This is a genomic window from Aeromonas sp. R1-2, from assembly GCF_040908505.1.
Taxonomy (GTDB): Bacteria; Pseudomonadota; Gammaproteobacteria; order Enterobacterales; family Aeromonadaceae; genus Aeromonas; species Aeromonas veronii.
Genome location: NZ_JBFODU010000019.1, coordinates 70,481 through 94,838 on the forward strand (window position 1 = coordinate 70,481; position 24,358 = coordinate 94,838).

Genomic DNA, 24,358 nt, shown 5'->3' on the forward strand with positions numbered 1-24,358 from the left:
GATGAATGTGCGCGGATTTACTCTGATTGAGTTGATGATCACGGTCGGCATCGCCGCCATCTTGCTATTGGTCGGGTTGCCCTCCATGAGTCAGCGCCTCGCGGCCGAACGGCTCGATCGCAGTGCGACCGAGCTCGCGTCAGCCTACCGCTTTGCCCGCAGCGAAGCGGTCAAGCTGACCCTGCCGGTGGTACTGCAGGGCACCGAGAACGGTGGCTGGGAGGTGATGGCTGACAGCCAGCGGTTGCGTCAGGCATCAGCTCCCGGTGGCGGCGTGGTGATCAAGCCGTTTGACCCCATCCAGATCGCGCCAACCGGCAGCAGCAGCCACGCCGAGATCATTCTGGCCAATCGCCTCGGTGAGCAGCGGGTGCTCTGCGTGGCCCCGAGCGGCCAGCTGCTGCAAGGGAGCTGCTCATGAGGCACGCCGCACTTGCCCGCCAGCAAGGCTTCAATCTGGTGGAGATCATGGTCTCCATGGTGTTGGCGGTGATGGTGTTTCTCGGTCTCGCCAAGGGGCAGGTGGTCTCGTTGCAGCAGGCGCATTACAGCTTGCAGAGCACGCTGGCCACGATCGAGGCGAGCAACAGCGTGGAGCAGATCTGGAGCTCGCTGTGTGAAGTGCAGCGCAAGCCTGAGCGGTTCACCCAGGCCGATTTTCTTGCCCGCTTCACCCTGCAGGATGGCCACCGGCTGGTGCTGCCGAACCGTTATAGCGACAACTTTGTGGTCGCTATCGAGTGGCAGGATGAGCGGGTCTCCGGCGCCAAGCGGGTGGAGCTGAACGCAGGATTTCCGCCTTTATGCTGAGCGTCCCCTCACGGCAACGAGGCGTCAGTCTCGTCGAGCTGATGATCTCCATGGTGCTCGGTCTGATGCTGATGCTGGCGATTTTTGCCGGTTACGCCCCGATCAAGAGCACGGTCGAACAGAGCAAGGCGCTGGAGCAGGCGAACGAAGTGCTGCGCTTTGCCACTCTCACCTTTACTAACAGCATCAAGCAGGCGGATCAGCTGATAGCCGTCACCCCTGATCGCCTGACGCTGGCCTTCAAGGTAGAGGGGGGCAGTCAGGTGCTCTCCTGCCTTGGCAACCAGAAAACCGCCGATTTTACCGAGCAGTACCGCTTCACGCCGCCGGTACTCAGTTGCGATGATGGAGATGGCCCGCGCCTGTTGCTGGCCCATCTTCAGGATCTTGAATTCGGCCAGCAGGGGGCGCTGGTCAATATCCGCATCTTGCCCGAAGGGCTGCCCAGCTATCTGGTGCCGGGAGTCGAGGTGCAGGTGGCCCGCCGCAAGGCGGTCTGGGCGGCAGCGTTGGCCACATCCGGTGCCAACGCCACAGCAGGGGGAGCGGGATGAACAAGGGATTGCAGGGGCAGCGGGGAGCCGTACTGCTGGTGGTGCTGGTGGTGAGCCTGCTGTCGAGTCTGCTGGTGTTTACCAGCATTCAGGAGAACCAGTTGCAGACCCGCCTGAGCGGCAATTTTCACAAGAAGATCAATGCGCAGCTCAGTGCCGAGCAGGGGATGAACGAGAGTTATCGTGCCCTGCATCAGGCCCTTGGCGCTGAACCGCGGATAGAGTGGGAGCGGCTGGTGCAGAAGGTGCCTGGCAAGGGCGAAGGGGCCATGGCGGGCAGCCGCTTCCGCATCGATCAGCTGGATGCCTCCGCCGGCAGCAAGCTGGCGTTGCAGAGCCATGGCCGCTATCTGGAGGGAAATGCCAGCCTCAACGCCCTGTTTGCCCTCAAGCGTGAGCCCGGCAATCTCATCTTTCAGGATTCGGTGGTGGCGTGTGAAGGGCTGAGCCTCTCCGGTAGCGGTTTTATCGACAGCTATGACTCGCGCAAGGGGGCGTACAAGGAGTCTGTTTCCGGGACTCTTAATCAGGGGCAAAACGCCAAGGTGGCGACCGTCAGCGACAAGGCCAATGTAGTGCTCGCCGGGCACTCCCCCATCTGGGGTGATGTGCGGGCGACCGGCTCGGTGACCTTGAACGGCTCTTCACCTGTTGCGGGTAATGTACTTGCTGGCGGCGATATCACCATTTCTCCCTCTGATGGGGTCGTCAGGGTTGAGGGCAGCGTGAACGGGAGTGGAAATTTTGCCTTGCAAGGGGGGCATATTGCCGGAGCTGTTGCGATCAATGGTGATGTTTCTATGGGTCATGGCACAAGCATTGCTGGCGACAAGTTGAACTATGGTGGGAAGGGGGCATTCCTTGATGCCCAGCATCAGAAGTATCTGGATCCCCAATACCGCACTCACCCCAAGCTGCCACCGGTAGCCGGGCAGGTGTGTGACCCGCTCAATGTGGCCGCGCTGCCCAAATCGTTCCCTCCTGCAACGCTGCCCATCAATGGCCCGCTGACGCTGGGCGCCACCCAGCAGATGGTGCTGACCACGGATCCCGCCACTGGCTCGGTCACCAGCAGCAACCAGCACAAGCCCGGGCTGCCGCTACCCGGCAAGGGGGAGCTGTTTGGCAAGGATCAGACCATTTATCAGCTCGACAGTCTCAATATGGGTGCCGATGCCACACTCACCATCAAGGGGGATGTGGTGCTGCTGATCGACAAGGATTTCACCATGACAGGCAGCAACCAGTTGACGGTGAGCGAGGGGAGCAGCCTGACCCTGATCGTCAGCGGCAAGGTCGATCTTGGGGCCGGTGCCGAGGTGACGGCAGCCAAACAGGGGCTGACCGCTGGCGGTACGCCCGCTATCTCCATCTATTCCGCGTATAGCGGCAAGGATGGGATCAAGCTGTCGGGCAATACCCCGCTCTATGCCGCCCTCTATGCCCCGCTGACCGAGATGAAGATCAGCGGAAGTGGCGGTTTGTACGGGGCGGTGCGTGCAAAACACTTGACCGAGAGCGGTGCGGGCGGGGTGCACTATGACGAGGCGCTGGGCATGGCAGATCTGGGGGAGGATCAGGGGCCGCCTCCAACGCTGGCACTGCGGCAGTGGCACTTTGTGCAGTGAGGCTGGCGAGCTGCTAAAAAGGATCGAACGGGGCGCGCAACTGTGAGAAGGTGGAGACCTGTCCACCTAGTCGTTCACTGTTGAGGAGAGCTCCATGCCAGGCCCCGCTCGCGCCGGTGCCCTGATCTATGCCAAGGATCCGGGCCTGCTGACCCACTTTTATCGTACATTGCTGCAGATGGTGGTCTGCAGTCAGGATGAGCAGCTGGTGGTGCTGGAAAACAGCGATATCCAGCTGCTGATCCACGCCATTCCCGAGCCTTATGCCGGGCAAGTTGTTATCAAGCGGCCGCCGGAATTGCGGGAAGAGGGGGCCATCAAGCTGTTCTTCACCGTCTCCAGCCTCGCCTGGGCAGAAGCGAAGGCGGCGGATCTCGGCGGCGGCCTGCTGCCACAGCAGTGGACGGGGCCCGGCTTTGTGGTGCGCAACGCCTTCGACCCTGAGGGCAATATCCTGCAACTGCGCGAGTTGCTGGGTTCCCCGGACCACCTCTGAACCCTCTCTTTTTACAGCATGGTGGTGGCGTGCTGTGCCATGCACCGCCATAAAAACGGGGCCTGTCATGGCCCCGTCTTGTTTTACCCGTGTAGCACGCATCACTTCAGATAACGCTGTTCCAGATGCTGGCGCAGCCAGTGCGGGTTGAGCGCTTCACCGGTGGCGCGGCGCACCAGCTCGTCGGTACTGTGCAGACTCCCCTGTGACCAGATGTTGCGTCCGAGCCAGCCGAAGATCTCCGGCAGGCGGCCCGCCGCGATCACCTCACCCATGCTGCCCAGCTCTTTCTCGAGGGCAAAACGTAGCTGGGCGGCATACATGGCGCCCAGGGTGTAACTCGGGAAGTAGCCGAACGAGCCATCGGTCCAGTGAATATCCTGCATGCAGCCATTGCGGTAGTTGCCCTTGGTGGAGAGCCCCAGCCACTGCTGCATCTTGGCATCCCACAGCTCGGGGATGTCGGCCACCTCGATCTTCCCTTCCACCAGATCGCGCTCCAGCTCGTAGCGCAGGATTACGTGGGCCGGATAGGTCACCTCGTCCGCATCGACCCGGATAAAGCCCGGCTCGACCCGGCTGTAGAGCTTGGCCAGATTGTCCGGCGCAAACGCCGCCTGTTCGCCGAAGTGGTGACGAATGCGTGGTGCCAGCAGCGCGAGGAAGGCCGGATGATGCCCCAGCTGCATCTCGCAAAAAAGGCTCTGACTCTCGTGGATCGCCATGGAGCGCGCTTCGGCCACCGGCTGACCCAGCAGATGGCGCGGCAGCCCCTGCTCGTAACGGGCGTGACCGGTCTCGTGCACTATGCCCATCAGGCTGGAGACAAACTCCTGCTCGTTATAGCGGGTAGTGATCCGCACGTCGGTCGGCACGCCGCCACAGAAGGGGTGACTGCTCACATCGAGCCGGCCGTGGGCGAAATCAAAGCCGAGCAGTCCCATCACCTCCTGACCGAGCGCTTGCTGGGTCGGGATGGGGAAGGGGCCTTGCGGCAGCAGCAGGGCATCGCCCTTTTGTTGTTCACTCACGGTCTGGATAAGAGCCGGCAGCCAGCTGGCGAGATCGCCGAAGATCTGATCGAGCCGTGCGCTGGTCATGCCCGGCTCATAGAGGGCCAGCATGGCGTCGTAGGGGCGCACGCCAAGCGCATCGGCCCGCAGCTGCGCTACTTCACGGGAGAGTTTCACCACCTCCTCGAGATTGGGAGCAAAACCGGCCCAGTCGTTGTTCTTGCGCTGGCTGCGCCAGGCGTGTTCGCACTTGCTGCCAGCGAGCGACAGCGCTTCGACCAGCTCACCGGGCAGCAGGCTGGCATCTTGCCACTGGCGCTTGATCTCGCCGAGGTTGGCCCGTTGCACTTCATCGAGCGGCTCACTCTCGGCCCTGGCAATCCAGTCACCCAGCTCGGGAGCGGTGCGCTTTTGGTGGATCAGCAGACCGAGTTCGGCCATCGCTTCGGCGCGGGCATCATTGCCCCCTTCCGGCATCATGGCCGCCTGATCCCAGCCGCAGATGGCGGCGAGGTGGCTAAAGCGGTGGACCTGTTGCTGATGTTGTTCAAGCTTTTGATATGACATGGGATTGTCCTTGTTATCGTCCCTGATGGTATGCCGCCCCGTACCTGGCATGCTCGGGGCCGTTCGATGCTAACACCGCCGCCGCATCGTTGACCACCATCATGCAGGCGGGCCAAAGGTGTGGTGGCGAGACGCGGATTAGCCGAGCCGCTTCTGGTGCCGTTCGCGGTTTTCCGCTTTTTTGCGTTCGCTTTTGCGCAGCAGCACGTATAGAGCACCGCTGCCGCCGTGGCGACGCTCTGCGCTGTGGATCGCCATGACGGCGGGCAGTTGCGGCAACCAGGCGCTCACATAGCTTTTCAGCAGGGCACGCGGGGTGCTGCGCTCCCCCTTGCCGTGCAGGATAAGCAGGCAGCGGATATCCCGGACTTCACAATCCGCAATGAACTGCACCAGCGTCTGGCGCGCTTCGTTGAGGGTTTTCTGGTGCAAGTCCAGGCTGGCCTGCAGCTCGTATTTGCCGAGCCGCAGCTTCTTGTAGACCCCCTCCTGCACCCCATCACGCTTGAAGCCGACGATTTCGTGCGGATCGCGCATCTCGATGGCCTCCATGGTGAGGTGGTCGAGGGCGAGTTGCTCGGCGGTGGCAGCCTGACGGCGAGCGAGCTGCGCCTCGGTCGGGGCGGATTTGGCCGCATGGGGATGGATGTTGTCGCTGCGAATGGGCCGCACGTCGGCCACTTCATTCATAAATAGCGAGAGTTCGTCGTTATGAGACACGGCAGGCTCCCCATAAGAAAAAGTGGGGGCCATTATAACGGCCGCAACCGGCACAGAAAACGGGGAAAGGGGCAGGTGATAAGGGGCGCCCAGCATGGACACTGGTGCAGTCTGGCCCGGGAATCACAGTCGCGAACCATAAAACAGCACAGGCGGTCAGTGTGAGCTGCCGCCTGTGGTCAGAGGATTATTTTCCCTCTTTGGGCTGTTGAGAATGGGGTTGCTGTGAATGAGGCGGTTGCGAGTGCATCACCTTGTAGATGAAGTAGGCCGCGTAAGAGCTGATGAGCAAGAAGGTGCCGATAATCACCAGCATCGACATCAATCCCACGCTGTTGCCAAACATCAGGTCCAGCCAAAAGTCCATTTTATTGCTCCTGTCACCCAGTTGATGACAGGCATGATAAATACCTCTTTGCCCCGTCTGGGATGATCCCGATCAACTCCCTTGCAGGTTGTTTAATAACCAGCGCGATCTGTGATCGTTCTCACTGGACTCCTTGCGACCGAGCCTGCACAGGGCCCGGTGTGGTGAGCGGGGTAATGCGCCACCCCTGCTGCTCCAGCAACGTCAGCAACCCCTGTTCGCCGTAAAGGTGCAGGGCGCCTACCACGATAAAGCTCTCGTTGGGCAGGGTGGACCATTTCTTCAGCCAGTTGTGGTTGCGCTCGGCCAGCAGGGTCTGCTCCATCCAGCTTTGTAGCGCGGGGGGAGCCATCTCCTCCTTGAGCAGATTGATCAGCGTCGCCTCATCTCCCTGCTGCCACGCCTTCATCACGGCGGCGAAACCACTCTCCAGCATCGGTAGCTCATCCAGGGTGCTGGCGAGCATCAGGGTCTGTTTGTCACCCACGCTGGCCAGATAACCGAGCTGCTCCAGCAGGGTTTCAAAACCCACTACCGGTTTGCCCTCTTTGGCGGCCCGGGTGGCAAAGTGCTGGTCTATCCCGAGTTCACTCTTTAAGTCGGAGCGGGCCATGGCGGCTTGGGTCAGAGTAATGGCGGCAAACCAGGGGCGCAGGGTGGCGAGGGTAGCCTCGTCGATGCCATAGCGGGCCCCCGCCATCAGGGTGCGTTGATAGAGCTCGGCAGGCAGATGATCATTGAGCGGCTTGCCATCCACCAGTCGGGTGAGGGAGCTGGTCTGTTGCCACTGATCCGGCGTGATGCTGTTCATGTCCACCTCCATCACCAGTGCGCGACTCTGCAGCCAGGCACGCTCGACCGGCTCGGGCAGAGGATAGAGGGCTGGTTTGCCCGCATGGATGGAGCCCAGCAGCCAGTGTTGCTGGTTGCCCTTGCTCACCCGATAGAAGGCGGGATCGGCAAAGGCGTGCAGCGGTAGCAGCAGGCAGAGCAGGAAGGCAAAGAGGGTGCGATGAAATCTCATGGGGATCCTTAATATGCGCCGGGTGACTTCTCTTGCTGACAATAACTCCTATGATAAGTCCTCATTTCAGATAACCAAGAGGTTTGCCATGCCCCATCTTCGTTTTCGCGCCGTGACGCTCGATACCCTGCAACAGCTGAGCGGCCCGCTGCTGGCCGAGCTTTGCGAGCTGACCGGCGGCAAGCCGGAGTTTGTCACCATGGAGCGGGTGGAGAGTTGCTGGATCCGTAACGGCGAGCCAGAGGCGGGATTTCCGTTTGTCGAGCTGCACTGGTTCGAACGGCCGCAGGAGATGCAGGACGCTGCCGCGCGCCTTATCACGCGCCATTTGAAGCAGGTGCTGGGGGAGCAGACCTATGTGGTGGTGCAGGTGATCCCTCTGGTCAAGAGCGCCTACTACAGCAACGGTGAGCACTACTGAAGAGGGGGACAAACCAGGTTGGCGGGTCGGGTGACGCCGCTACCCGGCTAACGCCACTTGGGCGGCAGGATGCTTGTCGCCCATCACGGGATCAGGCCGATTTGGCCAGCAGTTTATCGAGCCAGCGAGTGGGCAATACCCGTCGCAGGAAGGCAAACAGCCGGGTCGGCGTGGTCACCGGATAGCGCGCCTTGGGATGGGCGTGGGTCAGCGCATGGAGCAGCGGCGGGATGCAGGCTTCGCTTGGGAGGGTAAAGCCGCTGGTGGCCCCCTCTTTTTCCAGCCGCGTCAGGGTCTGGCGGTAGGCCGACTGATGACGGCTCTGGGCCGGATCGATGTGCCGCAAGAAGGCGCTGCGGGCATTGGCACGAAAACGGGTATCGATGGGGCCCGGTTCAATCAGGCTGATATGTACCCCGCTACCCGCCAGTTCGAGGCGCAGGGTATCGCTATAGCCTTCCAGCGCAAATTTGCTGGCGTTGTAGGCGCCGCGATACTTCATGGCAACCAGTCCCAGAACCGAGCTGTTCTGCACTATCCGACCCTCTTTGGCCTCCAGCATCGGCGGCAGCACCTGACGGATCAGATGGTGCCAGCCAAACAGGTTGGTATTGAATTGCTCCCTGAGCGCTTCGGTGGGCAGATCTTCCAGCGCCCCGGGTTGGCCATAAGCGCCGTTGTTGAACAGGCCATAGAGGCGCCCGCCTGCCAGATGGAGCGCCGCACTGGCACCCAGCTCGATGGAAGCAGGGTCCGCCAGATCCAGCTGTACCGCCAGCAATCCCTGTTGCTGCAGACGGGCCACATCTTCCGCCTTACGCGCCGAAGCGATCACGGTAAAACCGTGCTGCCCGAGCGCCTGTGCGGCGGCGAGGCCAATACCGCTGGAACAACCGGTGATCAGAACAAAACGGGGCATGATGGCGTCCTTGTGACTGCTGGCAAAAGCGTGCGGGCGGGTGAGTGGATAAAACCCTTATCCGGTTCGCATGTTAGCCTGCCAACCGGTAAAAAGAAAACCGGGCCAAGTGGCCCGGTTGGTTATCAAAAGTACGTATTAGAAGAAGGAGAACGGTGCGATAACAATGAACCGGAGATCTTGTTCGTTGCGTTCATCTTTACCTTCGAAAGCATCACGCTCAAGATGGGTTGCATGCAATTTGAACAGCGTACCTTTGAGTGCACCAGTGCTAATCGTGTACATAACATCTGCGTTAACAGCCCACTCACTTTCGTACGAGAAGCCAGCTTTGCTCTTGTCTGCACCACCACCGTAGCCAGCACCAAGGTTGAATTTCCACCCAGAACCAGTGTCGTAGCTCAGGCGGTTATACCAAGCGACCTCTCCCGGCATGTTCCAGTCAGAGAGGGCATCCCACCACAGCGCATATACACCATTATTTGAGCCGTAACGTGCCATGGTACGAGGTGCAAACTCGCCCATTTCAGCATCTTCATCCATTTGTGTGTACTGAACTTGAGATGTGAAACCCCAGTTCTGGTTGATAGCCCAATCCAGAATAGCACCGTGATGAGCGGCAAAGCCATTATACATCTGCTCATCATCTACCCCATACATGTTATATGCCAAGGAAACCGCATCAGTAAGCGCGTATTTAGCGTAAACATTATATGAGTAATTATTTTGTGTGCCTTTTACTTTATCGCCATAGTCGACATCAACCGCTTGACCAACACCAAAATTATAGGAGAGTTTTCCTGCAGAGCCACTGAGTCCAATAGAGTGAAGATATTGGAAATCTTGTACATACCAAGCTTCTTTGGCATCTTCCCAGTCATGGAGCCATGGTGCTTCTGCTTCATCTGCTCCCATATAGCCCAATGTCATACCGTTATCAAAAGCATGACTAAATTTAAAGCCTCGATACGTGCTAGGGGCAAAACTCCAGTTATTACCAATTGTTCCGACCCCACCTTGGATAAAGCCTATTTGAGCGTCGGTATTTGCTGCCGGTTTCAGTTTAATCGCAACAGTTGTGGGTTTAAAGTCATGAGCGCCATCAGTCCAGTCGCCGGTTTGGCACATGGATATTTCATTACACAGATAGGTGCCATCGGCATTTTGTATGCTGTCATTGTACAAATCGCCAGAGAAGAAACCACCTAGATCAATCCCCAGCCACCCATCATGATAGCCAGAATTGAAATTCAATAAGACGTTATAAGATGAGTAGTTTAGGCGGCTGTGTATATTACTTCCATCAGCATCTGAACGTCCACGATATCGAGTGTCTACAACGGCAGCACCAGTAAACGCGGCATCATGTATAAAGCTATCGACAGCTTCTTCATAATTTTCGCCTACAGGGTTTTCAGCCGCCATTACAGGGGCTGTAGCCATCATCACACCCAATACAGCCGCTCCTATATAAGAGCGCTTGAAGATCACTTTTTCCATTTTTATTGCTCCTGATTTTATGGACTTAGCTTTTTTTTCCGGCAGTTGGCATCGGGCCTACCGCTCGGTATTGGCATTGCAATCAAAACCCCGAAGGGCAAAAAATCTTGTCTTGGCTACCTGCAAACTCGGATGTCTTGGCACATCTGTAGTTGGCAGTCCTGATCATCACATGTTGTTTTTTTATGTTCCGATTCTTGGCTATCGGACAACCCCAAGAGTACGTTCGCGGTGCGAAATATCAATGAAAAGTTCCCTCAACGTTTCAAAAGTATGACCGAGTGCAAATAATCATGGGCAAGGTCGTAAACAGCCTCATGGCAGGTATCACGGTGATGAGAGCGTTTTCTTGAGGCCGCAGCCAGCGCCAGTACGGGTTTTCATCCGGTACAGGGGAAGAGGTGTCAGTTAACCTGCCGATAACAGATAATTTTGTGCTACAAAAAAACTTTCCCTCTCATTGAGGGAAAGTGCTCTGGTGAGGATGCGGGGCGAATAGGGTTCAGCCTTGCTGGCCGAGGATGCGGGGGATCTGTTGCGCCTGATGGTGAATATGGGAGGAGACCTGCACCGAGAGCTGACTCACCTGACGGGCATGCTGATGGATACGGGTGATCAGATCGGCAAAACTGGCCAGCTTGTGTTCCTGACTTTTGGCATTGTCGGCGCCCTGCAGGGCGATCACTGCGGTGTTGCGGGCGATCTCCCGCACTGCTTGGGTGGTCTGGCGCAGTTGTTCCGCCTGCGCCCGCTGGCGGCTTGATTCGCTGGTGATCCGGTTCAGTACAGTGCCAAGTTGTTCGCCGGATTGGGTCAGGCGCCCCAGAATATCGGTGATCTGGTTGAGGGATTGCTGGGTATTGGCCGAGAGATGGCGCACCTCATCGGCAACCACGGCAAAGCCGCGTCCCTGTTCCCCTGCGCGGGCCGCTTCGATGGCGGCGTTGAGGGCCAGCAAGTTGGTCTGCTGAGCGATATGACCGATCACATCGACAATGGCCGTCACATCGGCAACCGAGCGGGTGAGGGCTTGCAGCGCTTCATCGCTCTCGTCAATCGCCAGTCCTGTCTGATGAGTGGCGTGCAGCATGCTGCCCACCAGATCTTCGCTCTGGCTCATCGCCTGTTCGTTATGGTGGGCATGCTGGGCGATGTCGGCGGCGACCTGATGGACCTCTCCGGCCAGCAGGTTCAGCTCATCCATCATCTGGCCGCTCTCGTCGACCACCTGTTCGGTGGTGCGGGTGCTGTGGTGGATCTCGTCAACCTGACTGACCATTCCTTGCAGACTGAGGGATACCGCTGACAGCTGCCCCTCTTTCTGTTGCTGGTCAAGTTGCAGGCGACCGATCAGCCGATTGTAGCTGGCAACAATATCGGCCAGCTCGTTGCGATCGCGCCCGGCAGGCAACGGCTCGGCCTGCCCCGTCTGATCGAGTTGCATAAAAGCTCCGCGCAGTCGCAACAAGGGGGTGAGCAGCCAGCGTCGTTGCACCAGCGCAAACAGCAGGGCGACTATCACCAGACAGAGCGCCAGCGTGCCGAGGATGGTGGCCAGCTCCTGATTGACGGCTTGCCGTTCGCGGGCAAGTTGTTCCCCCATCTGTCTGGTCGCTTGCAACATCGCCATGATGTCTTGCTGCACGGTCTGGCGGCCAGCCTGTTGTTGCTGAAGCGCCGTGCGGCTGTTGGCCAATTCCTGCGGATAGCGACCCAGCAGCGAGCGTAATTCGCTGCGCGGTTGATCTCCCAGCTCCTTGCGCAACGGCTCCCCCAGAGTGAACTCATCGGCGGGCGCCTCTTCATACAGGCCGAGCAGCGGCAAGACTTGCAGCGCTTGCGCCTGTTTTTGCAGTGCCTCCAGCTCGAAGCGGATCCCTTCGAGCAGCTTTTCATTGCCCTGCTCCATATAGCTTTGGCGCAAATGGGCGAGGCGCGGCAGGCCCGCCAGGATCTCGGCTGCGCCGCTGCGATATTGCTGTGCCGCGGCAGATTGTTCCGTGCTGGCGCCTTGCTCCCCATAGCGGATCAGCGCCATGGCCTGGCTGCCCAGCTCACTCTCCGCATTTTGCAGCAGCAGCTGGCTGTTGCCCGAGAGCTTGCCTGCGGCCTGATAGTCGTGCGCGATGCGCTGCGCCATCTGCTCGAGTTGCTGTCTGAGCGGGGCTGCCACGGCATCATCCTGAGCGGCCAGCGAGGAGAGCGCTTGCTTGCGGATCTTCTCCGCAGCTGTCAGTTGTTGCGGATCGCCGCTGTTGAGGTAGTCACGCAGGCTGTTTTGCAGGCTCACCGTCACCAGTTGTTGCAGCGTCTCGTGCTGATGCTGGGCCTGATTGGTATGGGCAAGCTGTTGCCAGCCGTGGTAGAGGGCCAGCGCCTGTCCTCCCGCAACCAGTAACAAAACAAGGGAGGAGAGGGTGGCGTAATGGGCGATTTTCACGGGGTAATTCCTGTCAGCACAGACCATGGGGGAGCGTGGCCCGAGCCTAAACAGGGATGATGGCGTTTTTATGACAGCATGGTCAGGTAACCCTATCTTGCCGGCTTAACTGGCTGGGGATACCTGAGCACGGTTGCGTTGGCCAAGCATACCGAGCAGGGCGCCTCCCATGATAAGTGCACCGGCCAGCAGATGGCGCGAGGTCAGTGCTTCTCCGTTCAATGCCACTAACAGCAAAGTACTCAGCAGCGGTGTCAGGTAGGCAAGGGCACCGATCCGGCGTGGATCGCCGTCTCGCAGTGCCAGATACCAGGTCACAAAGGCCGTCCCCATCGGGCCCAGCGCCAGCCCGATGATGAGCCACCAGTCACTGGTGGGGATCTGCGCGAGTGGTAGTGGCCCCTCCAGCAGACGGGCAAGCAGCAGCGCCAGCAAACCTGCGGGCAGGCAGGCTGCCGCAGTGACCACGGCAGGGGCTGGTGGCAGACGGCGTGATAGCACCGAATAGGCCCCCCAGACGACAGCCGCGCCCAGAGCCAGCAGGTATCCCGGCAGATAGGCCTGCTGCAGTTGCAGCTCGCCATTGACCATCACCAGCATGGAACCCGCCAGACCAAAGGCGCCAGCCAGCAGATGACGGGCATGGAGTGGATGGCCGGGCAACAACAGCGGGGTGAACAGAATGATGCAGAGCGGCCAGAGGTAGTTGATGAGGTTTGCCTCCAGCACCGGGGCATGGCGAAAGCTCATAAAGAGCAGCAGATGGTAGAGCAGCAATGCCGTAACCGTCACCAGCCAGGTAATAGGACGAGCGCGCCATTGGCGCCAAAACGGCAAGGCCCCGACCCCGCAGAAAAACAGCACCAGCCCGACCAGCACCAGTGGTGACACGCTGGTGACCCGTGACGTCAGCGCCGCCAGCGAGGCCCACAGCACAATGGTCAGCAGTGCAAAACCGGTGGATCTATCCCACCAGGAACATCCGGACATCCAACACTCCTTTGCAAGATGAAACAGGGCTTGGCCTCACAGACAAGCCGAAGAGAAGCAGTCTATCAGAGAGCGCATGCTCTGAACGCAGAAAGGAGAGGGTCATTACGGTTGGATGGTCGGATTCATTGTCGCCAAAAACGACCAAGGGGTTAGCATCGTGAAGATGCCAACCCCTTGTTTTGTATGGCGCTCCCGACTGGAGTCGAACCAGTGGCCTGTCCCTTAGGAGCCAAGGTCGGCAGTGTTTCAGAAGGTTTTATAAAGTTGGGTTGTTGATGGTAATTAATTGTTTTTAATGCTTATTTTTCTTGTTGTGGGTTTCAGCTAGTTTCATGAAGTCTCACCCTATATCATGTTTGCTGTGGTACCCCAAGTGGTACCCCAAACAGGGGGGAGAGAATGCTATGGCAAGAAAACCGGTAACTCAGGATCGAGAGATCCCCTCATTGATTTTGCAAGGGGAGGCTTCGATTACCCGCTACGCGGTGAAATCTCCCCATGGTGGTGGATTAGCTATTGAGGTTAGGGCAGGGAAGAGCAAGCGGTTTGTCTATCGTTATCGGATTGCTGGTACTCAGGCGACAGTTGTTCTGGGTAATTACCCTGCGTTGTCGTTGGCGCGAGCCAGGCTTGAGCATGCAGAGCTGGCTGCCCTAGTAAAGAAAGGGATTGATCCACGCAAGCATGTTGCTAGTGAAAAGGCTAAAAATGAAACGGCCCTGACGATGGATGAGTTGCTTGGACGATGGCTTGATGCACAGCGTGTTGCTGAGGTTGTCAAACCCAAAACCCTCCAATGTCATCAGGAGCGTTGGAATCGTCATCTCAAGAAAACTCTGGGCAATATTCGTTTAATCGATCTGACTCGTGCCCACTTGGCGCAAGCGTTAGAGATAACCCGGCGTGCAACAAAAGACGAAACCCGTAAGGGGTTGGGAACGCTGAACCAGATGTTGGATTATGCGGTGGTTCACTGTCTGATCGAGGCCAACCCTGCGAGACTGTTGCGACCCAAGGATTTTGGTGCCAGTGCCGGTTCGCCAAGAGAGCGTTGGCTGACAGTCCCCGAATTGCGCAGGCTATGGAAGGCGATTGATGAGGATCTTGGAAGTGGTGGTAGCTTGGCGGCTGGAGGGCGTGGCGTTTCTCGCCATGCCACTATTTCTCTGCCAGCAGCGAATGCGATCAAGCTATTAATACTGACTGGATGTCGTAGAGGTGAAGTCGCCAATATGCGTTTTTCACATATTAGAGACGATATGTGGACGATCCCTGATACCAAGAATGGGAGGCCACATTCGGTATTCTTATCTCGACAGGCGAAAGCGTTGATTGATGAACAGGCACTATATGTAAACGGTGACTTTGTTTTTGAATCAGACAGACCTAAAAGTGATGTTATTGAGCCAATTTTAGTTGACTCGATAACCAGAGCTTTAAGGCGTTTCATTTCTCGTTCATTATCTGATATGGAGCCATTTACAGTACATGACTTACGACGTAGTGCTGCAACCAATTGGGCTGAGAGATTAGATGCAGAAGAGAGGGTGATCGAATTATGTTTGAATCATCTCCCACTCAATAAGTTGGTTAGAACCTATCATCGTTCGCGACATGATGATAAGAAAAAAATGCTATGGCAACGCTGGGGTGAGTTGGTTGAACTAGAGGTGGCAAATGATCCGAAAAAAAATGACAGCAATGGAAATGTTATTGAATTCATCAGGAAAGTAAAATGAAAAAGCGGACTAGTGTCCGCCTTTTTTTATTTGTTCATATTCTGTTTGTATCAATCTAATTATTACTTCGTTTTTTCTTCTGTCAGTTTTAATGCAAATTTCATCTAACATGCTAATTGTTTTTTCTGGCAAGACAACGCTAACTGATTTTTTTCCATTGTTTTTGTCTCGAAAAGATTTCTGTGACCAGGCCGATTTCATTTTCCTAAGTATCAGTTCTCTGGCTGGAGGTATTTCATTTAGTAGATCAAAGAGTGTGATAATGCAGTCTTGAATAGTCGAAGAATTATCCCTGTTGATGAACCATACTGGAGGTCTATTAATTCCTGTTTTTATATTTTCAAACAAATAACTCCATGCCCATTCATTATCACATTTATCTACCCACAATTTCACATCAATTTTTTGACTTGCGATTTGCCATTTGTTTTTTAAAATGGCAACATCTATTACTTTTTGTTCATTAGTCGTGTTGATTATGTCAAAAAAAGAGATGATACAATTTTTTTTGCTGGCATTGTTGGTTGGTGAAAGGTCAAGATTCAAAATATTATACATATGCAGGCTGTTGGATATATCAAATGCACCATCTATTCTGACGCCTATATCCATAGTCGAAGGTGACCCGATAGGGTATATAGTTAAAGAGCGTATGTATGCCCACACGTAATTACACAAACGATCGTTTTTTGTATCTATCCAACTGAAATTAGTTTCGTTTATACACTCAGATTTAATGCTGCTTATTATTAGCTCTCGAGGAATAAGTTGCCCCTCAAAATTTTTAAGGGGAGAGCCAAGTCCACAATTAGCTCTATTTATAAGGATGCTACTATTATTGGAAAGGTAACTAATTATTTCCTCATCAGTTACAGATAAGGATGCATCTTTATTTAATAGCCTGAGGGCAAACTCCTTCTCTCTTTTGGATAAAGGTATGGTGGGTTTTATTTCTAGACCACTCTTATCATATATTAGTGGCATAACAATATCAGCTCCAGAATGAGTTCATTACTAAGTAATTTTATTGTGCTTTTTGGTTGTTATTTGATTGTTTTTTAACTTGTTTTCAAGTGATTTGCAATGTGTTTCTGTCGCTTGTTTTTCCATGCTTTAGTACCATTTTACCTTGCTTTTGCACATCACCAGCCTACTTCTTTAGGTTTCGTTGAAGGTCGTGAAGGCCCACTGTGTGTGGGAGTTGCATGTAATCTCTCTCAACGGACAAGTTGAGAGGCGCTCTTTGGTCATCACTGTGGCTTGGTAGAGGGGGCGGCATGATTTGAATCGGACGCTAATGATAGGCGCACTGGGCTTGCCAAAATACAACCGATAGGCACTCGAATGTCTATGCCAATAATTGGGTCACTTGATCCTCTGTGGGAAGATCACAAAGAGATGCCTTCAGCTGGTGAATGTTGGGTAATGATATCTGGATCGCTAACGTTGAATACATGGCATAAGTTACATGAAGCCATCACACGCAATCACCAATGCAGAGCAATGGCAACCTGTTGGCTAGAGTGAAACACTTCATGGATACCATGTATCCTTTCCTTGGGTATAGCTATTGAACAGCGAAGGTGTAGCACTACTAGGATCAGCAATTTAGCTTAGCTCACCAAGCAGGTGGCTCAGTTCTACTAATGAGACATAGACCTATACCTTTTAAATTTCCTCTTGGGTAACGGAGTGTGTTCAAGATATATGGTTGCTGTTCCGCTATATTTTTACACGAGCACCACGTCCTATGGACGACAAAAGGAGCTCATCATGAAACTACTTAAGTTGAAAGATGTCATGGCAATGACATCACTCTCTAAGGCATCTGTTTACCGTCAGATGAATGACGGGAAATTTCCCGCATCAGTCAAGATCGGCCCAAGATCTGTGGCTTGGGTTAGCTCTGAAATAGAGTCATGGATTGAAGAGAAAATAAATCTTCGCTAGGGCTAATTTCTGAAGAATATTTTGAACAAATTAGCTTGTTGCTCATGCTACAAGTCTTGTCCTATCTGGGATAAGAGTTTTCAGGCTGGTTTGATATTCAATGCATTTGTGTAGGTAATAGTAATATATGTTTTAAGTTGAATGAATGTGCATATTTAAATGCAATGACACCTTCATTGAAAATATATTGATAGTCTATGAATCTGCCTGCTTGAACCATGCTAAGCAATAGCCATCACTTATCATGGTAGTTTAATTGCTCTACTCCGTATTCAAAGAAAATGTTAATCGCATCTATACACAAACTATCCTGGTGATTCCACCAGTTAATAGACCGTGTCTGAAACATACTACGGCACTATCCGCAAAATACATCCATCACGATTTAAACCTTCAATGTCTATCAAAAATCTATTGGGAGAGTTCAAATGTCTATTTCTATAGAAGAGTATGTCCTGCTTGCTCAGCAGTTCTACGAAGGTCGGAACTATAGCTTTAATGTGGATAATTTAGAGAAAATCCTCTCTGTATCGGAGAGCGCTTTTAAGCATTACCCCAGAGTGTTTTCCTTTCGAGTTGATCTCCGTTTTCAACAAGACCCTGCTTTTGGAATGTATTTAGCATTAAAGCCTGAGGCGGGCTCAAGGATAATTAAAGAGTTCTTCTCTAGGCTTAAACGGCTCATTGAGTGCGATGAGTCAGAACGACGTTATGAAGGCAAAAGGGTTCATTCGACTGATATTAGATACGTTTGGGCTAAGGAGCAAACAGCCGGTGCTCCCTGTCCTCACTATCACATGATGTTTTTTTTAAATAGGGATGCTTACTACAAATTAGGGAACTATGAATCGGAAAGAATGAACCTTGCTAATAAAGTAAGAGTAGCGTGGCACAGCGCTGTGAGTGATGAAAATATCTCTCTGCAAGATTGTAAAAAAATGGGATTGGTGCATTTTCCCAATAATGCTGAGTATCTCATTGAGCGGAATGATACCGAGTCGTTCAAGAAGATGCTTGTGCGGGCAGCCTATCTGGCTAAGAACGAGACAAAGAGGCGCGGAGAAGGGTACCGCTGTTTCGGGGGGAGTAACAATTGAAGGCTTATTGGCGTTGATAAAAGACGTTTACTGCAGCTTTAGATGGCATCTGATCCGGGAGTTTCTGCTCCCGGATCTGTTAAGCTAACCCTCATTTGTTATCGCATCAGTTGGAGTAACCCATGGCAGCCTATTCCCCTCCCTTCACCCTGACCCACGCCATGTTGAGCCGGGTGGCGGAGATCGCCGAGTTGGTGGGGCAGTGGCGGTTTGCTCAGAGCTCCCAGGTGCCGATGCTGCGTCGGGAGAACCGGATCCGTACCATCCAAGCCTCCTTGGCGATTGAGCACAACACCCTGAGTGTTGAACAGGTGACGGCAGTGATTGAGGGAAAGACGGTGCTTGGGCTTCCACGGGAAATCCAAGAAGTCCGTAATGCGTTCGCGGCCTATGAAGCAATGCCTGATTGGGATCCGGCTTCCGCTGATGATCTACTCGGTGCTCACGGACTCCTGATGCGTGGACTCTGCGATGATGCGGGTCACTGGCGTAGCGGTGGTGTAGGTATCTATCGAGGTGAGCAGTTAGTGCATATGGCTCCCCCTGCGAACCAGGTCCCTCGTTTGATGGGACAGCTATTGACCTGGCTGGCTGAGACCGAGGCTCATCCGCTGATCGCGTCCTGTGCCTTGCATTATGAGTTGGAGTTTATTCATCCCTTTGCGGATGGAAATGGTCGGATGGGACGTTTATGGCAGACGGTGATCTTGAGTCGCTGGCAGCCTGTCATGGCCTTCTTACCAGTGGAGACGGTGATCAAGGCTCGGCAGGAGCACTACTATCAGCAGCTGAGTCAGGCTGATCGTCGCAGTGATTGTACCGAGTTCATCCTCTTTCTACTGGAAGCGCTGCGCGATGCGCTGGCCCAAGCGATTGCGATTCAACCAGCAGTATCACCTCATCAGGAGAAAATGCGGGTAGAAATGAAGGTTGAAACGCAGGTAGAAAAACGGGTCAAAACACCTCAGGCCATCTTGGCGGAACTGGCGGCTGAGCCGACCATAACGCTCAAGCAAGTTGCAGAGCGGATTGGCAAGTCGACCAGTACCGTGGAGAGAGCTGTGGCCGTGCTGGTCAAGGAGGGTCGATTACGCTTTGTTGGGCCGCGTAAGAGCGGACGTTGGGAGGTATTGGACCTGATACCCGCTTCAATATCCAATTAGTATCTCCATTCATACGGCATACCACAAAGGTAATAAAATAAGAGATACTGATATCAGTATCTCTTATTGGCTTCACATGAGTTGCTATCTATTTCTGTAACATGGGAGTTGCTTGCACAAGCAACTCTGCAGTTGCGAGCAACTCTTGTTTGGTGGCACAACGTTGCCCATTTTGAGCTCGCTTTAACGCTTTTGGGTTGTCGATCAAGTAGTTAATTCGTTCTAGGGGGGTCATTCCCTGAGAATTGCGCTGGCGTGCGAGTTTGGGGGATAGTTGTAGTAAGCGCCTGACGGCATGCAAATTGGCAGTCCAACTCGCTGTGTGCAGTGGTGATTGCCCATCATCCGTGAGATTGTCTCGCTTGCAGGGGTGATCGAGGAGTACATCCACACAACTATCTACCCCAGACTTGATCGCCGAATGTAGAGCAGTCATTCCGCTACTGCTTTGCATTTCTGGATCTGCGCCAGCGTTGAGCATGATGGTGACTAACTCGGTATCTCCTTTCTCAGCCATCAGCATCAAGGGGGTTTGCCCTTTAATATCGGGAATATTTAGTTGTTTAGGGCTCTCTTGTGCGAGTTGGCCGATAAACGAGCGCCAATGCGCCAACATGGCTTCGAATCGACGCGTTTCACTTTGCAGCTCGGGTGGAACCATTTGCTTCATCATCGGCATGTTCTGCAGAAACAGAGAGTGCATCTTGAGCAGAGCCATCAATACGGAATTTCCATCGACTTCAGGCAGGCTAGATTTCAACAATGAACGATTGGCATTGATCCATTTTTGCAATCCTCCTTGATCGCCAGCTTTGAACAATGGCAGCAGGTCGTTAAGCAACGTATCCATCGTACTTTGCATGCTGCGCACTTTGGTCTCAATACCAGGATAGGGTTTGTACAGGTCATTCCAAAGATAATCGGATGCCCAGCGTGCAATTTCCTCGATAGATGGAATCGTATCGCACTCGGCCATCATTCCTCCGGCCAGCATCTCCCGATAGTATTTTTCGTGGTTATTGGTGATTAGTTTCTGGTTGGCAACTTCTAAGGCCAGACCATCCCTCGCGATCTCACCACGCACTGGGCCATAATTTCGTTCCGAAGCAGCGTCCAGCGCCTCTCTGAATAATTTGGTTGCCCCTTCAAAATCATTACTGGCCAGCAGGTGTTTGGCTTTGTATTGCAAAATGGGTGCTTTCCATAACTCATATCCTGAGCTGGCTTCAGCTTCATCGAGTAGAACTTGTACCTTGGTTTTTGTGTCTTTTGGCCTTTGTTTGCGATCACCATTCAGGTAGCCGTCCAGCCCGAACAGAATTGTTTGGATGGTTTCGGCTGGTGTTGCTGCTATCTCATGTAAACGCTGGATAGCGGCCTCTTTGGCTCGTAGAGTTAGGGATGGATGCCGCGCGACCTGACTGACGACGCAATATCGATGCTCGGTCTGTAAGGCGCGCCAAGGTGATGAGGTTCTCATCCGGTCAATCAACCGATAGATAGCTTGTGTCTCATCAGCATGCGCTTTGAGGAGTTCCAACTTTTTTTGAATGATGGGTACAGCGGATGCTGCGTCGAGTGCAAAGTGATCTTCAAGCATCGCTCCGGGCTGCGTATGGTAGAAGTGGCGAGTCAGTAACTCTGCAAGTGCTCGGTTTGCGGTTTCCCGACGAGAAGGAAGGATCGAAAGGAATATGCCTTGTTTGTCCCATTCAGGCAGATGTGCTTCGAACCACGCATTTTCAGCTGCTTCACCCTGCTCCCCGCAATATCGGTATGCATCGATAGTTAGGTTGTAGATAGCCTTATAGATGGCGAATAGTTGAAGCAATTTATTTTGCTGGGGATCAGCACACAACTTGTCAACATTGGGAAATAGGTATTTGAGTAGCCGTACATAACCATCCTGTACCGTCCGAGCAAGTAACAAGCGTTGACGGATAATTTTTGGTAAAGGTGCTGCATAACGCTCAGCGATGCATTTCACGAAGGTGGCTTGCTCGTCTTCATCAGCCTGCCCGTCCAGAATTGACTCTATGCGACCAGGTTGAGTCATGGGGATTTCCAATCGTAGCTGATCGGCAGTCAGCCCTTTTTTTTCCAAAAAATGCAGAACGTTGTTGAATTGTGCAGAAGGGCGGCCATCGTTGTGGAGTGATATCGCACCATCAAAACGTAGTTTTGTCTCATCGGAAAAATACTTCTCGATGCTCTCTGGGCGAATCGTGGTTCCGCTCCGCCAGTTATATAAGGATCGGCGTAGACCATCATAGCTATCCTCGAGCAATTCACTATGTTGCTCTGCGAATGCCTCTATAGGCATACCCAGCAGGTCCAACAGCCAATCGACCACTTGGGCAACTGGCATATATAGGCTTGGTTTGCCATTTACCTCGCAGGGCTCTGGAAGATACCAGAAACGCCCGCCCGGCATACCTCTATCTAGTGCTGGTTCAAGGTTCCAAAAACCCATCCGTCGGGCCAGATTCGGCATATAAAAATGTGTCAACATCGTCCAGATGATCTGGCGTTGATCTGCGGCAAATGTCCAAGTGTTGAGCTCGAGAAACTTATAGGCATGCACAAACTCCATGAAGTTGTCGAGTGCATCTGATTGTGCAAGCGGGTCGAACCCTAGTGCCCTAAGGATATCGTCAAAGACTTCTTCGCCCATACGTTGGTGAGCTTTAAGACTTATCTGACCCGTCGCAAATTTGGTTTTCTTGGTTGTCGGATAGCTTTGGCAGCCAAGGCTTTGATGAATTTCCAGCAAGATGGCTTCGGGTAGTGGCAAGGTGCTCATGTTGTGTCTCATCCTGAGGTTGTCTGATGTCTCGACCATTCTGGCAATGATTATCCATCGGATCACTGAAATGCGCTGTACCCCCCCTTACAGGCCGCAAAACTGGGGGGGTACACGGTGCTTCATATCGTTTAAGCCAATCCATAGGCACCCTTTGCATATCCTTGACCAAAGAGAGCCTAATCATGTCGCTACCCGTCCAAATCGTTATCAATTGGCACTTAACGGAAGCCTGTAACTATCGTTGCAGCTACTGTTATGCGACTTGGCATAAAATGACATGCCAGCAAGAACTGATCCGAGATCCGGAACGAACCGCAAAGTTGTTGGCCGAGCTTTACCATTTCTTTCGACCGGAAAACAGAGCAAACCCATTAGCTCGTCAATTCAAATGGCGTTCAGTACGACTCAATCTGGCGGGTGGGGAGCCATTGTTGCATGCAGGCAAACTTCCATCCATCGTCACCCAAGCACGAGACCTCGGCTTCGAGGTCTCGTTAATAACAAACGGTAGCTATCTCAACGATGGGCTGCTAAACAGCCTCGCACCACAACTGACTTGGCTCGGTATCAGCATTGATTCAGCATCCGCCGCAAACAATCAAGCAATTGGGCGAGTTGATCGCCTTGGTCGACAACTTGATTTGAATGAGTTGGTCGCCAGTCTGAATGTGGCTCGCCAGCTAAACCCAGATCTGCGTATCAAGCTTAATACAGTGGTTAACCAGCTTAATCACCACGAAGATCTCGGTGCTCTGATCGTGAGGCTTGCACCTGATAAGTGGAAAGTCCTACGCATGTTGCCTGTGGTGAATCAGCACCTGGCTGTTAATGACGAACAGTTTGCCTCGTTTGTCTCTCGTCATAATCCTTTCTCTCAAATCCTTTGTATCGAGGACAACCTAGACATGCATGAGTCATATCTGATGGTTGATCCATACGGGCGCTTTTTTCAGAACACCCCTCTGTTGCCTGCTGCTGGTCAGGGTTATACCTACAGTCGGCCAATCCTCGAGGTTGGGGTAGGGATGGCCTTTAGCGAAATGAGCTTTGACCATAAGCGATTTTGCGCACGCTATATCCAGACCAATATGGATGTGGGCGTATGAAGTACTGTACAAATAAAGATATCGATCAGTTGATCCGCCAACTGATTCGTCAGGGGTGGGCCTTTCAAAATGGTGGTAAACATGGGCGGCTGACCAGCCCTGATGGGCTGCTGACTTTGACAGTGAGCAGGTCACCCAGCGACAGCCGTTGCTTGTATAATCTACGGCGAGATTTGCGTAAGGGTATTTTATCTGTAGCGAATATGCCTGTTTTATAGGTATATCCTGCGGCCGTATGATGTTTGAGCTGGTGAATGTAGCTCTACCTCGCCACCGGCAGGTCCTCCCAGCGGGTGGTGTAGCAGGGGCTCAGGTGCGCTTGTCGCATCATCCACTCAGACGACACAGTGCCTTGGCTGGCAAAGCCTACTCGCCCCAATCCCTTGGCTTTGATCTGGTCCATCACGGCCATCAGCGCGTCCGATTGAGCAGAGGACGGGGCAAACAAGTCGGCCTGTTGCTGCCCCTTGGGGGTGAACTCACTCAGCATGACGCCCCCCTTCTGATAACGGTAACCGTCGCGCCAAATCTGCGGTAGCAGCACGTTCACTTGCTGCAGCAGCAACCGGGTGTCATCGCTAGGGGAGACCAGCCGGACGCCAGCCTGCTCACTGTAGTAAGGCGCACGTTCGTCAAAGGGGCTGGTTCGCACGAACAGGTGCACCCGCTGGCAACACATCCCCTCGGCCCGCAGCTTCTCGGCTGCGCGAGCCATAAAGCCTGACAACGCTTGGGCCATTTCTCCACGGTCAGTCACGCGCTCACCAAAGGAACGGCTCGAGAGGATCTGCAGCTTCGCCGCCGGTTCAACGGTCAGCTCTGCGCAAGGCAGGCCACGCAGCTCCTGTACGATCCGCTCGACCACCACGCCGTATTGGGCGCGTAACCCTTTGGCGTCGCTAGCCACCAGGTCAGCCACGGTGTTGATGCCTTGTGCCACCAACTTGGCCCCCAAGCGCCGTCCTATGCCCCACACCTCGTCCACCGGGGTGATAGCCATCAGCCGGGCACGGCGCAGCTCGTCACGCAAGTCCACGACGCCGCC

23 protein-coding genes and 1 pseudogene are annotated in these 24,358 nt (G+C 54.0%); 13 read left to right on the plus strand and 11 right to left on the minus strand.

Features of this window, described 5'->3' with window-relative positions:
• Position 1: 1 nt before the first annotated feature.
• The 5 genes from AB5Y76_RS07785 to AB5Y76_RS07805 all read left to right on the plus strand — a co-directional run bounded on the left by AB5Y76_RS07785 (position 2) and on the right by AB5Y76_RS07805 (position 3,488).
• A complete protein-coding gene (locus AB5Y76_RS07785; RefSeq protein WP_005349592.1) occupies positions 2-421 on the plus strand; it encodes a GspH/FimT family pseudopilin in 420 nt (139 codons plus the stop codon).
• Positions 418-810 carry a prepilin-type N-terminal cleavage/methylation domain-containing protein gene (locus AB5Y76_RS07790; RefSeq protein ID WP_005358533.1) on the plus strand — a complete coding sequence of 131 codons (393 nt, stop codon included), beginning with the start codon at positions 418-420 and terminating at the stop codon, positions 808-810. Before AB5Y76_RS07785 ends, AB5Y76_RS07790 begins: the two co-directional genes overlap by 4 nt.
• Complete coding sequence (locus tag AB5Y76_RS07795) at positions 804-1,364, plus strand: PilW family protein (RefSeq protein ID WP_013724064.1); 561 nt, start codon at positions 804-806, stop codon at positions 1,362-1,364. The genes AB5Y76_RS07790 and AB5Y76_RS07795 overlap by 7 nt, the downstream gene beginning before the upstream one ends.
• Entirely contained in the window at positions 1,361-2,992 is a 1,632-nt protein-coding gene (locus AB5Y76_RS07800) for a hypothetical protein (RefSeq protein WP_263717408.1), read from the plus strand. Before AB5Y76_RS07795 ends, AB5Y76_RS07800 begins: the two co-directional genes overlap by 4 nt.
• A 94-nt stretch (positions 2,993-3,086) precedes the next feature.
• Entirely contained in the window at positions 3,087-3,488 is a 402-nt protein-coding gene (locus tag AB5Y76_RS07805) for a VOC family protein (protein ID WP_263717409.1), read from the plus strand.
• 101 nt (positions 3,489-3,589) lie between these two features.
• Here AB5Y76_RS07805 and AB5Y76_RS07810 read toward each other — a convergent pair whose 3' ends face one another.
• The 4 genes from AB5Y76_RS07810 to AB5Y76_RS07825 all read right to left on the minus strand — a co-directional run bounded on the left by AB5Y76_RS07810 (position 3,590) and on the right by AB5Y76_RS07825 (position 7,179).
• A complete protein-coding gene (locus AB5Y76_RS07810) occupies positions 3,590-5,068 on the minus strand; it encodes a carboxypeptidase M32 (protein ID WP_263717410.1) in 1,479 nt (492 codons plus the stop codon).
• 138 nt (positions 5,069-5,206) lie between these two features.
• Positions 5,207-5,788: a DNA endonuclease SmrA gene (gene smrA / locus AB5Y76_RS07815; protein ID WP_005338734.1), complete on the minus strand. Its 582-nt coding sequence runs from the start codon at positions 5,786-5,788 to the stop codon at positions 5,207-5,209.
• A gap of 187 nt (positions 5,789-5,975) precedes the next feature.
• Positions 5,976-6,155 carry a DUF3149 domain-containing protein gene (locus AB5Y76_RS07820; protein WP_005338733.1) on the minus strand — a complete coding sequence of 60 codons (180 nt, stop codon included), beginning with the start codon at positions 6,153-6,155 and terminating at the stop codon, positions 5,976-5,978.
• Between the two features lie 121 nt (positions 6,156-6,276).
• Positions 6,277-7,179 (minus strand): TraB/GumN family protein, encoded by a 903-nt coding sequence (locus tag AB5Y76_RS07825; protein ID WP_263717412.1) that lies wholly within the window; start codon positions 7,177-7,179, stop codon positions 6,277-6,279.
• Positions 7,180-7,267: 88 nt separating this feature from the next.
• Here AB5Y76_RS07825 and AB5Y76_RS07830 point away from each other — a divergent pair, with 88 nt between their 5' ends.
• Positions 7,268-7,600, plus strand: coding sequence for a DUF1904 family protein (locus AB5Y76_RS07830; RefSeq protein WP_139407990.1), 333 nt, complete (start codon positions 7,268-7,270; stop codon positions 7,598-7,600).
• A 91-nt stretch (positions 7,601-7,691) separates the two neighbouring features.
• Here the strand turns inward: AB5Y76_RS07830 and AB5Y76_RS07835 are convergent, their stop codons facing one another.
• The 4 genes from AB5Y76_RS07835 to AB5Y76_RS07850 form a co-directional block, all read right to left on the minus strand.
• Complete coding sequence (locus AB5Y76_RS07835) at positions 7,692-8,519, minus strand: SDR family oxidoreductase (protein WP_042054211.1); 828 nt, start codon at positions 8,517-8,519, stop codon at positions 7,692-7,694.
• Between the two features lie 138 nt (positions 8,520-8,657).
• Positions 8,658-10,019, minus strand: a complete 1,362-nt coding sequence (locus AB5Y76_RS07840) for an OprD family porin (RefSeq protein ID WP_263717413.1) — start codon at positions 10,017-10,019, stop codon at positions 8,658-8,660.
• Positions 10,020-10,521: 502 nt separating this feature from the next.
• Positions 10,522-12,459: a methyl-accepting chemotaxis protein gene (locus AB5Y76_RS07845; protein ID WP_263717414.1), complete on the minus strand. Its 1,938-nt coding sequence runs from the start codon at positions 12,457-12,459 to the stop codon at positions 10,522-10,524.
• A gap of 105 nt (positions 12,460-12,564) precedes the next feature.
• A complete protein-coding gene (locus AB5Y76_RS07850; RefSeq protein ID WP_263717415.1) occupies positions 12,565-13,449 on the minus strand; it encodes a DMT family transporter in 885 nt (294 codons plus the stop codon).
• Positions 13,450-13,856: 407 nt separating this feature from the next.
• Here AB5Y76_RS07850 and AB5Y76_RS07855 point away from each other — a divergent pair, with 407 nt between their 5' ends.
• Positions 13,857-15,191: a site-specific integrase gene (locus AB5Y76_RS07855; RefSeq protein WP_263717416.1), complete on the plus strand. Its 1,335-nt coding sequence runs from the start codon at positions 13,857-13,859 to the stop codon at positions 15,189-15,191.
• Positions 15,192-15,200: 9 nt separating this feature from the next.
• On the opposite strand, the gene AB5Y76_RS07860 is transcribed toward AB5Y76_RS07855, so the two are convergent.
• Complete coding sequence (locus tag AB5Y76_RS07860) at positions 15,201-16,175, minus strand: hypothetical protein (RefSeq protein WP_263717417.1); 975 nt, start codon at positions 16,173-16,175, stop codon at positions 15,201-15,203.
• Positions 16,176-16,646: 471 nt separating this feature from the next.
• On the opposite strand from AB5Y76_RS07860, the pseudogene AB5Y76_RS07865 reads away from it, so the two are divergent.
• The 4 genes and pseudogenes from AB5Y76_RS07865 to AB5Y76_RS07880 form a co-directional block, all read left to right on the plus strand.
• A pseudogene (locus AB5Y76_RS07865) lies at positions 16,647-16,765 on the plus strand (IS630 family transposase); the annotation flags it as partial.
• Between the two features lie 199 nt (positions 16,766-16,964).
• Positions 16,965-17,141 (plus strand): AlpA family transcriptional regulator, encoded by a 177-nt coding sequence (locus AB5Y76_RS07870; RefSeq protein WP_013724060.1) that lies wholly within the window; start codon positions 16,965-16,967, stop codon positions 17,139-17,141.
• Positions 17,142-17,569: 428 nt separating this feature from the next.
• Positions 17,570-18,238 carry an inovirus Gp2 family protein gene (locus AB5Y76_RS07875; protein WP_263717418.1) on the plus strand — a complete coding sequence of 223 codons (669 nt, stop codon included), beginning with the start codon at positions 17,570-17,572 and terminating at the stop codon, positions 18,236-18,238.
• Positions 18,239-18,360: 122 nt separating this feature from the next.
• On the plus strand, positions 18,361-19,401 hold the full coding sequence (locus tag AB5Y76_RS07880) for a Fic family protein (RefSeq protein ID WP_263717419.1): 1,041 nt from the start codon (positions 18,361-18,363) through the stop codon (positions 19,399-19,401).
• 88 nt (positions 19,402-19,489) lie between these two features.
• On the opposite strand, the gene AB5Y76_RS07885 is transcribed toward AB5Y76_RS07880, so the two are convergent.
• On the minus strand, positions 19,490-22,204 hold the full coding sequence (locus AB5Y76_RS07885) for an ankyrin repeat domain-containing protein (RefSeq protein WP_263717420.1): 2,715 nt from the start codon (positions 22,202-22,204) through the stop codon (positions 19,490-19,492).
• A gap of 185 nt (positions 22,205-22,389) precedes the next feature.
• Between AB5Y76_RS07885 and AB5Y76_RS07890 the strand changes: the two genes are divergently transcribed.
• The gene (locus AB5Y76_RS07890; RefSeq protein ID WP_263717421.1) at positions 22,390-23,313 is read left to right on the plus strand and encodes a viperin family antiviral radical SAM protein; all 924 of its coding nucleotides are present in this window, start codon (positions 22,390-22,392) and stop codon (positions 23,311-23,313) included.
• Positions 23,310-23,531, plus strand: coding sequence for a hypothetical protein (locus tag AB5Y76_RS07895; protein WP_263717422.1), 222 nt, complete (start codon positions 23,310-23,312; stop codon positions 23,529-23,531). The genes AB5Y76_RS07890 and AB5Y76_RS07895 overlap by 4 nt, the downstream gene beginning before the upstream one ends.
• 44 nt (positions 23,532-23,575) lie before the next feature.
• Here AB5Y76_RS07895 and AB5Y76_RS07900 read toward each other — a convergent pair.
• Positions 23,576-24,358 (minus strand): DUF4113 domain-containing protein (locus AB5Y76_RS07900; protein ID WP_368177707.1); only part of this gene is annotated, 783 nt, incomplete at its 5' end.

Coding starts and splice junctions, on each gene's coding strand:
- AB5Y76_RS07785 (WP_005349592.1), top strand. CDS start 2: ATGAATGTGCGCGGATTTACTCTGATTGAGTTGATGATCACGGTCGGC.
- AB5Y76_RS07790 (WP_005358533.1), top strand. CDS start 418: ATGAGGCACGCCGCACTTGCCCGCCAGCAAGGCTTCAATCTGGTGGAG.
- AB5Y76_RS07795 (WP_013724064.1), top strand. CDS start 804: ATGCTGAGCGTCCCCTCACGGCAACGAGGCGTCAGTCTCGTCGAGCTG.
- AB5Y76_RS07800 (WP_263717408.1), top strand. CDS start 1,361: ATGAACAAGGGATTGCAGGGGCAGCGGGGAGCCGTACTGCTGGTGGTG.
- AB5Y76_RS07805 (WP_263717409.1), top strand. CDS start 3,087: ATGCCAGGCCCCGCTCGCGCCGGTGCCCTGATCTATGCCAAGGATCCG.
- AB5Y76_RS07810 (WP_263717410.1), bottom strand. CDS start 5,068: ATGTCATATCAAAAGCTTGAACAACATCAGCAACAGGTCCACCGCTTT.
- AB5Y76_RS07820 (WP_005338733.1), bottom strand. CDS start 6,155: ATGGACTTTTGGCTGGACCTGATGTTTGGCAACAGCGTGGGATTGATG.
- AB5Y76_RS07825 (WP_263717412.1), bottom strand. CDS start 7,179: ATGAGATTTCATCGCACCCTCTTTGCCTTCCTGCTCTGCCTGCTGCTA.
- AB5Y76_RS07830 (WP_139407990.1), top strand. CDS start 7,268: ATGCCCCATCTTCGTTTTCGCGCCGTGACGCTCGATACCCTGCAACAG.
- AB5Y76_RS07835 (WP_042054211.1), bottom strand. CDS start 8,519: ATGCCCCGTTTTGTTCTGATCACCGGTTGTTCCAGCGGTATTGGCCTC.
- AB5Y76_RS07840 (WP_263717413.1), bottom strand. CDS start 10,019: ATGGAAAAAGTGATCTTCAAGCGCTCTTATATAGGAGCGGCTGTATTG.
- AB5Y76_RS07850 (WP_263717415.1), bottom strand. CDS start 13,449: ATGTCCGGATGTTCCTGGTGGGATAGATCCACCGGTTTTGCACTGCTG.
- AB5Y76_RS07855 (WP_263717416.1), top strand. CDS start 13,857: ATGGCAAGAAAACCGGTAACTCAGGATCGAGAGATCCCCTCATTGATT.
- AB5Y76_RS07860 (WP_263717417.1), bottom strand. CDS start 16,175: ATGCCACTAATATATGATAAGAGTGGTCTAGAAATAAAACCCACCATA.
- AB5Y76_RS07870 (WP_013724060.1), top strand. CDS start 16,965: ATGAAACTACTTAAGTTGAAAGATGTCATGGCAATGACATCACTCTCT.
- AB5Y76_RS07875 (WP_263717418.1), top strand. CDS start 17,570: ATGTCTATTTCTATAGAAGAGTATGTCCTGCTTGCTCAGCAGTTCTAC.
- AB5Y76_RS07880 (WP_263717419.1), top strand. CDS start 18,361: ATGGCAGCCTATTCCCCTCCCTTCACCCTGACCCACGCCATGTTGAGC.
- AB5Y76_RS07885 (WP_263717420.1), bottom strand. CDS start 22,204: ATGAGCACCTTGCCACTACCCGAAGCCATCTTGCTGGAAATTCATCAA.
- AB5Y76_RS07890 (WP_263717421.1), top strand. CDS start 22,390: ATGTCGCTACCCGTCCAAATCGTTATCAATTGGCACTTAACGGAAGCC.
- AB5Y76_RS07895 (WP_263717422.1), top strand. CDS start 23,310: ATGAAGTACTGTACAAATAAAGATATCGATCAGTTGATCCGCCAACTG.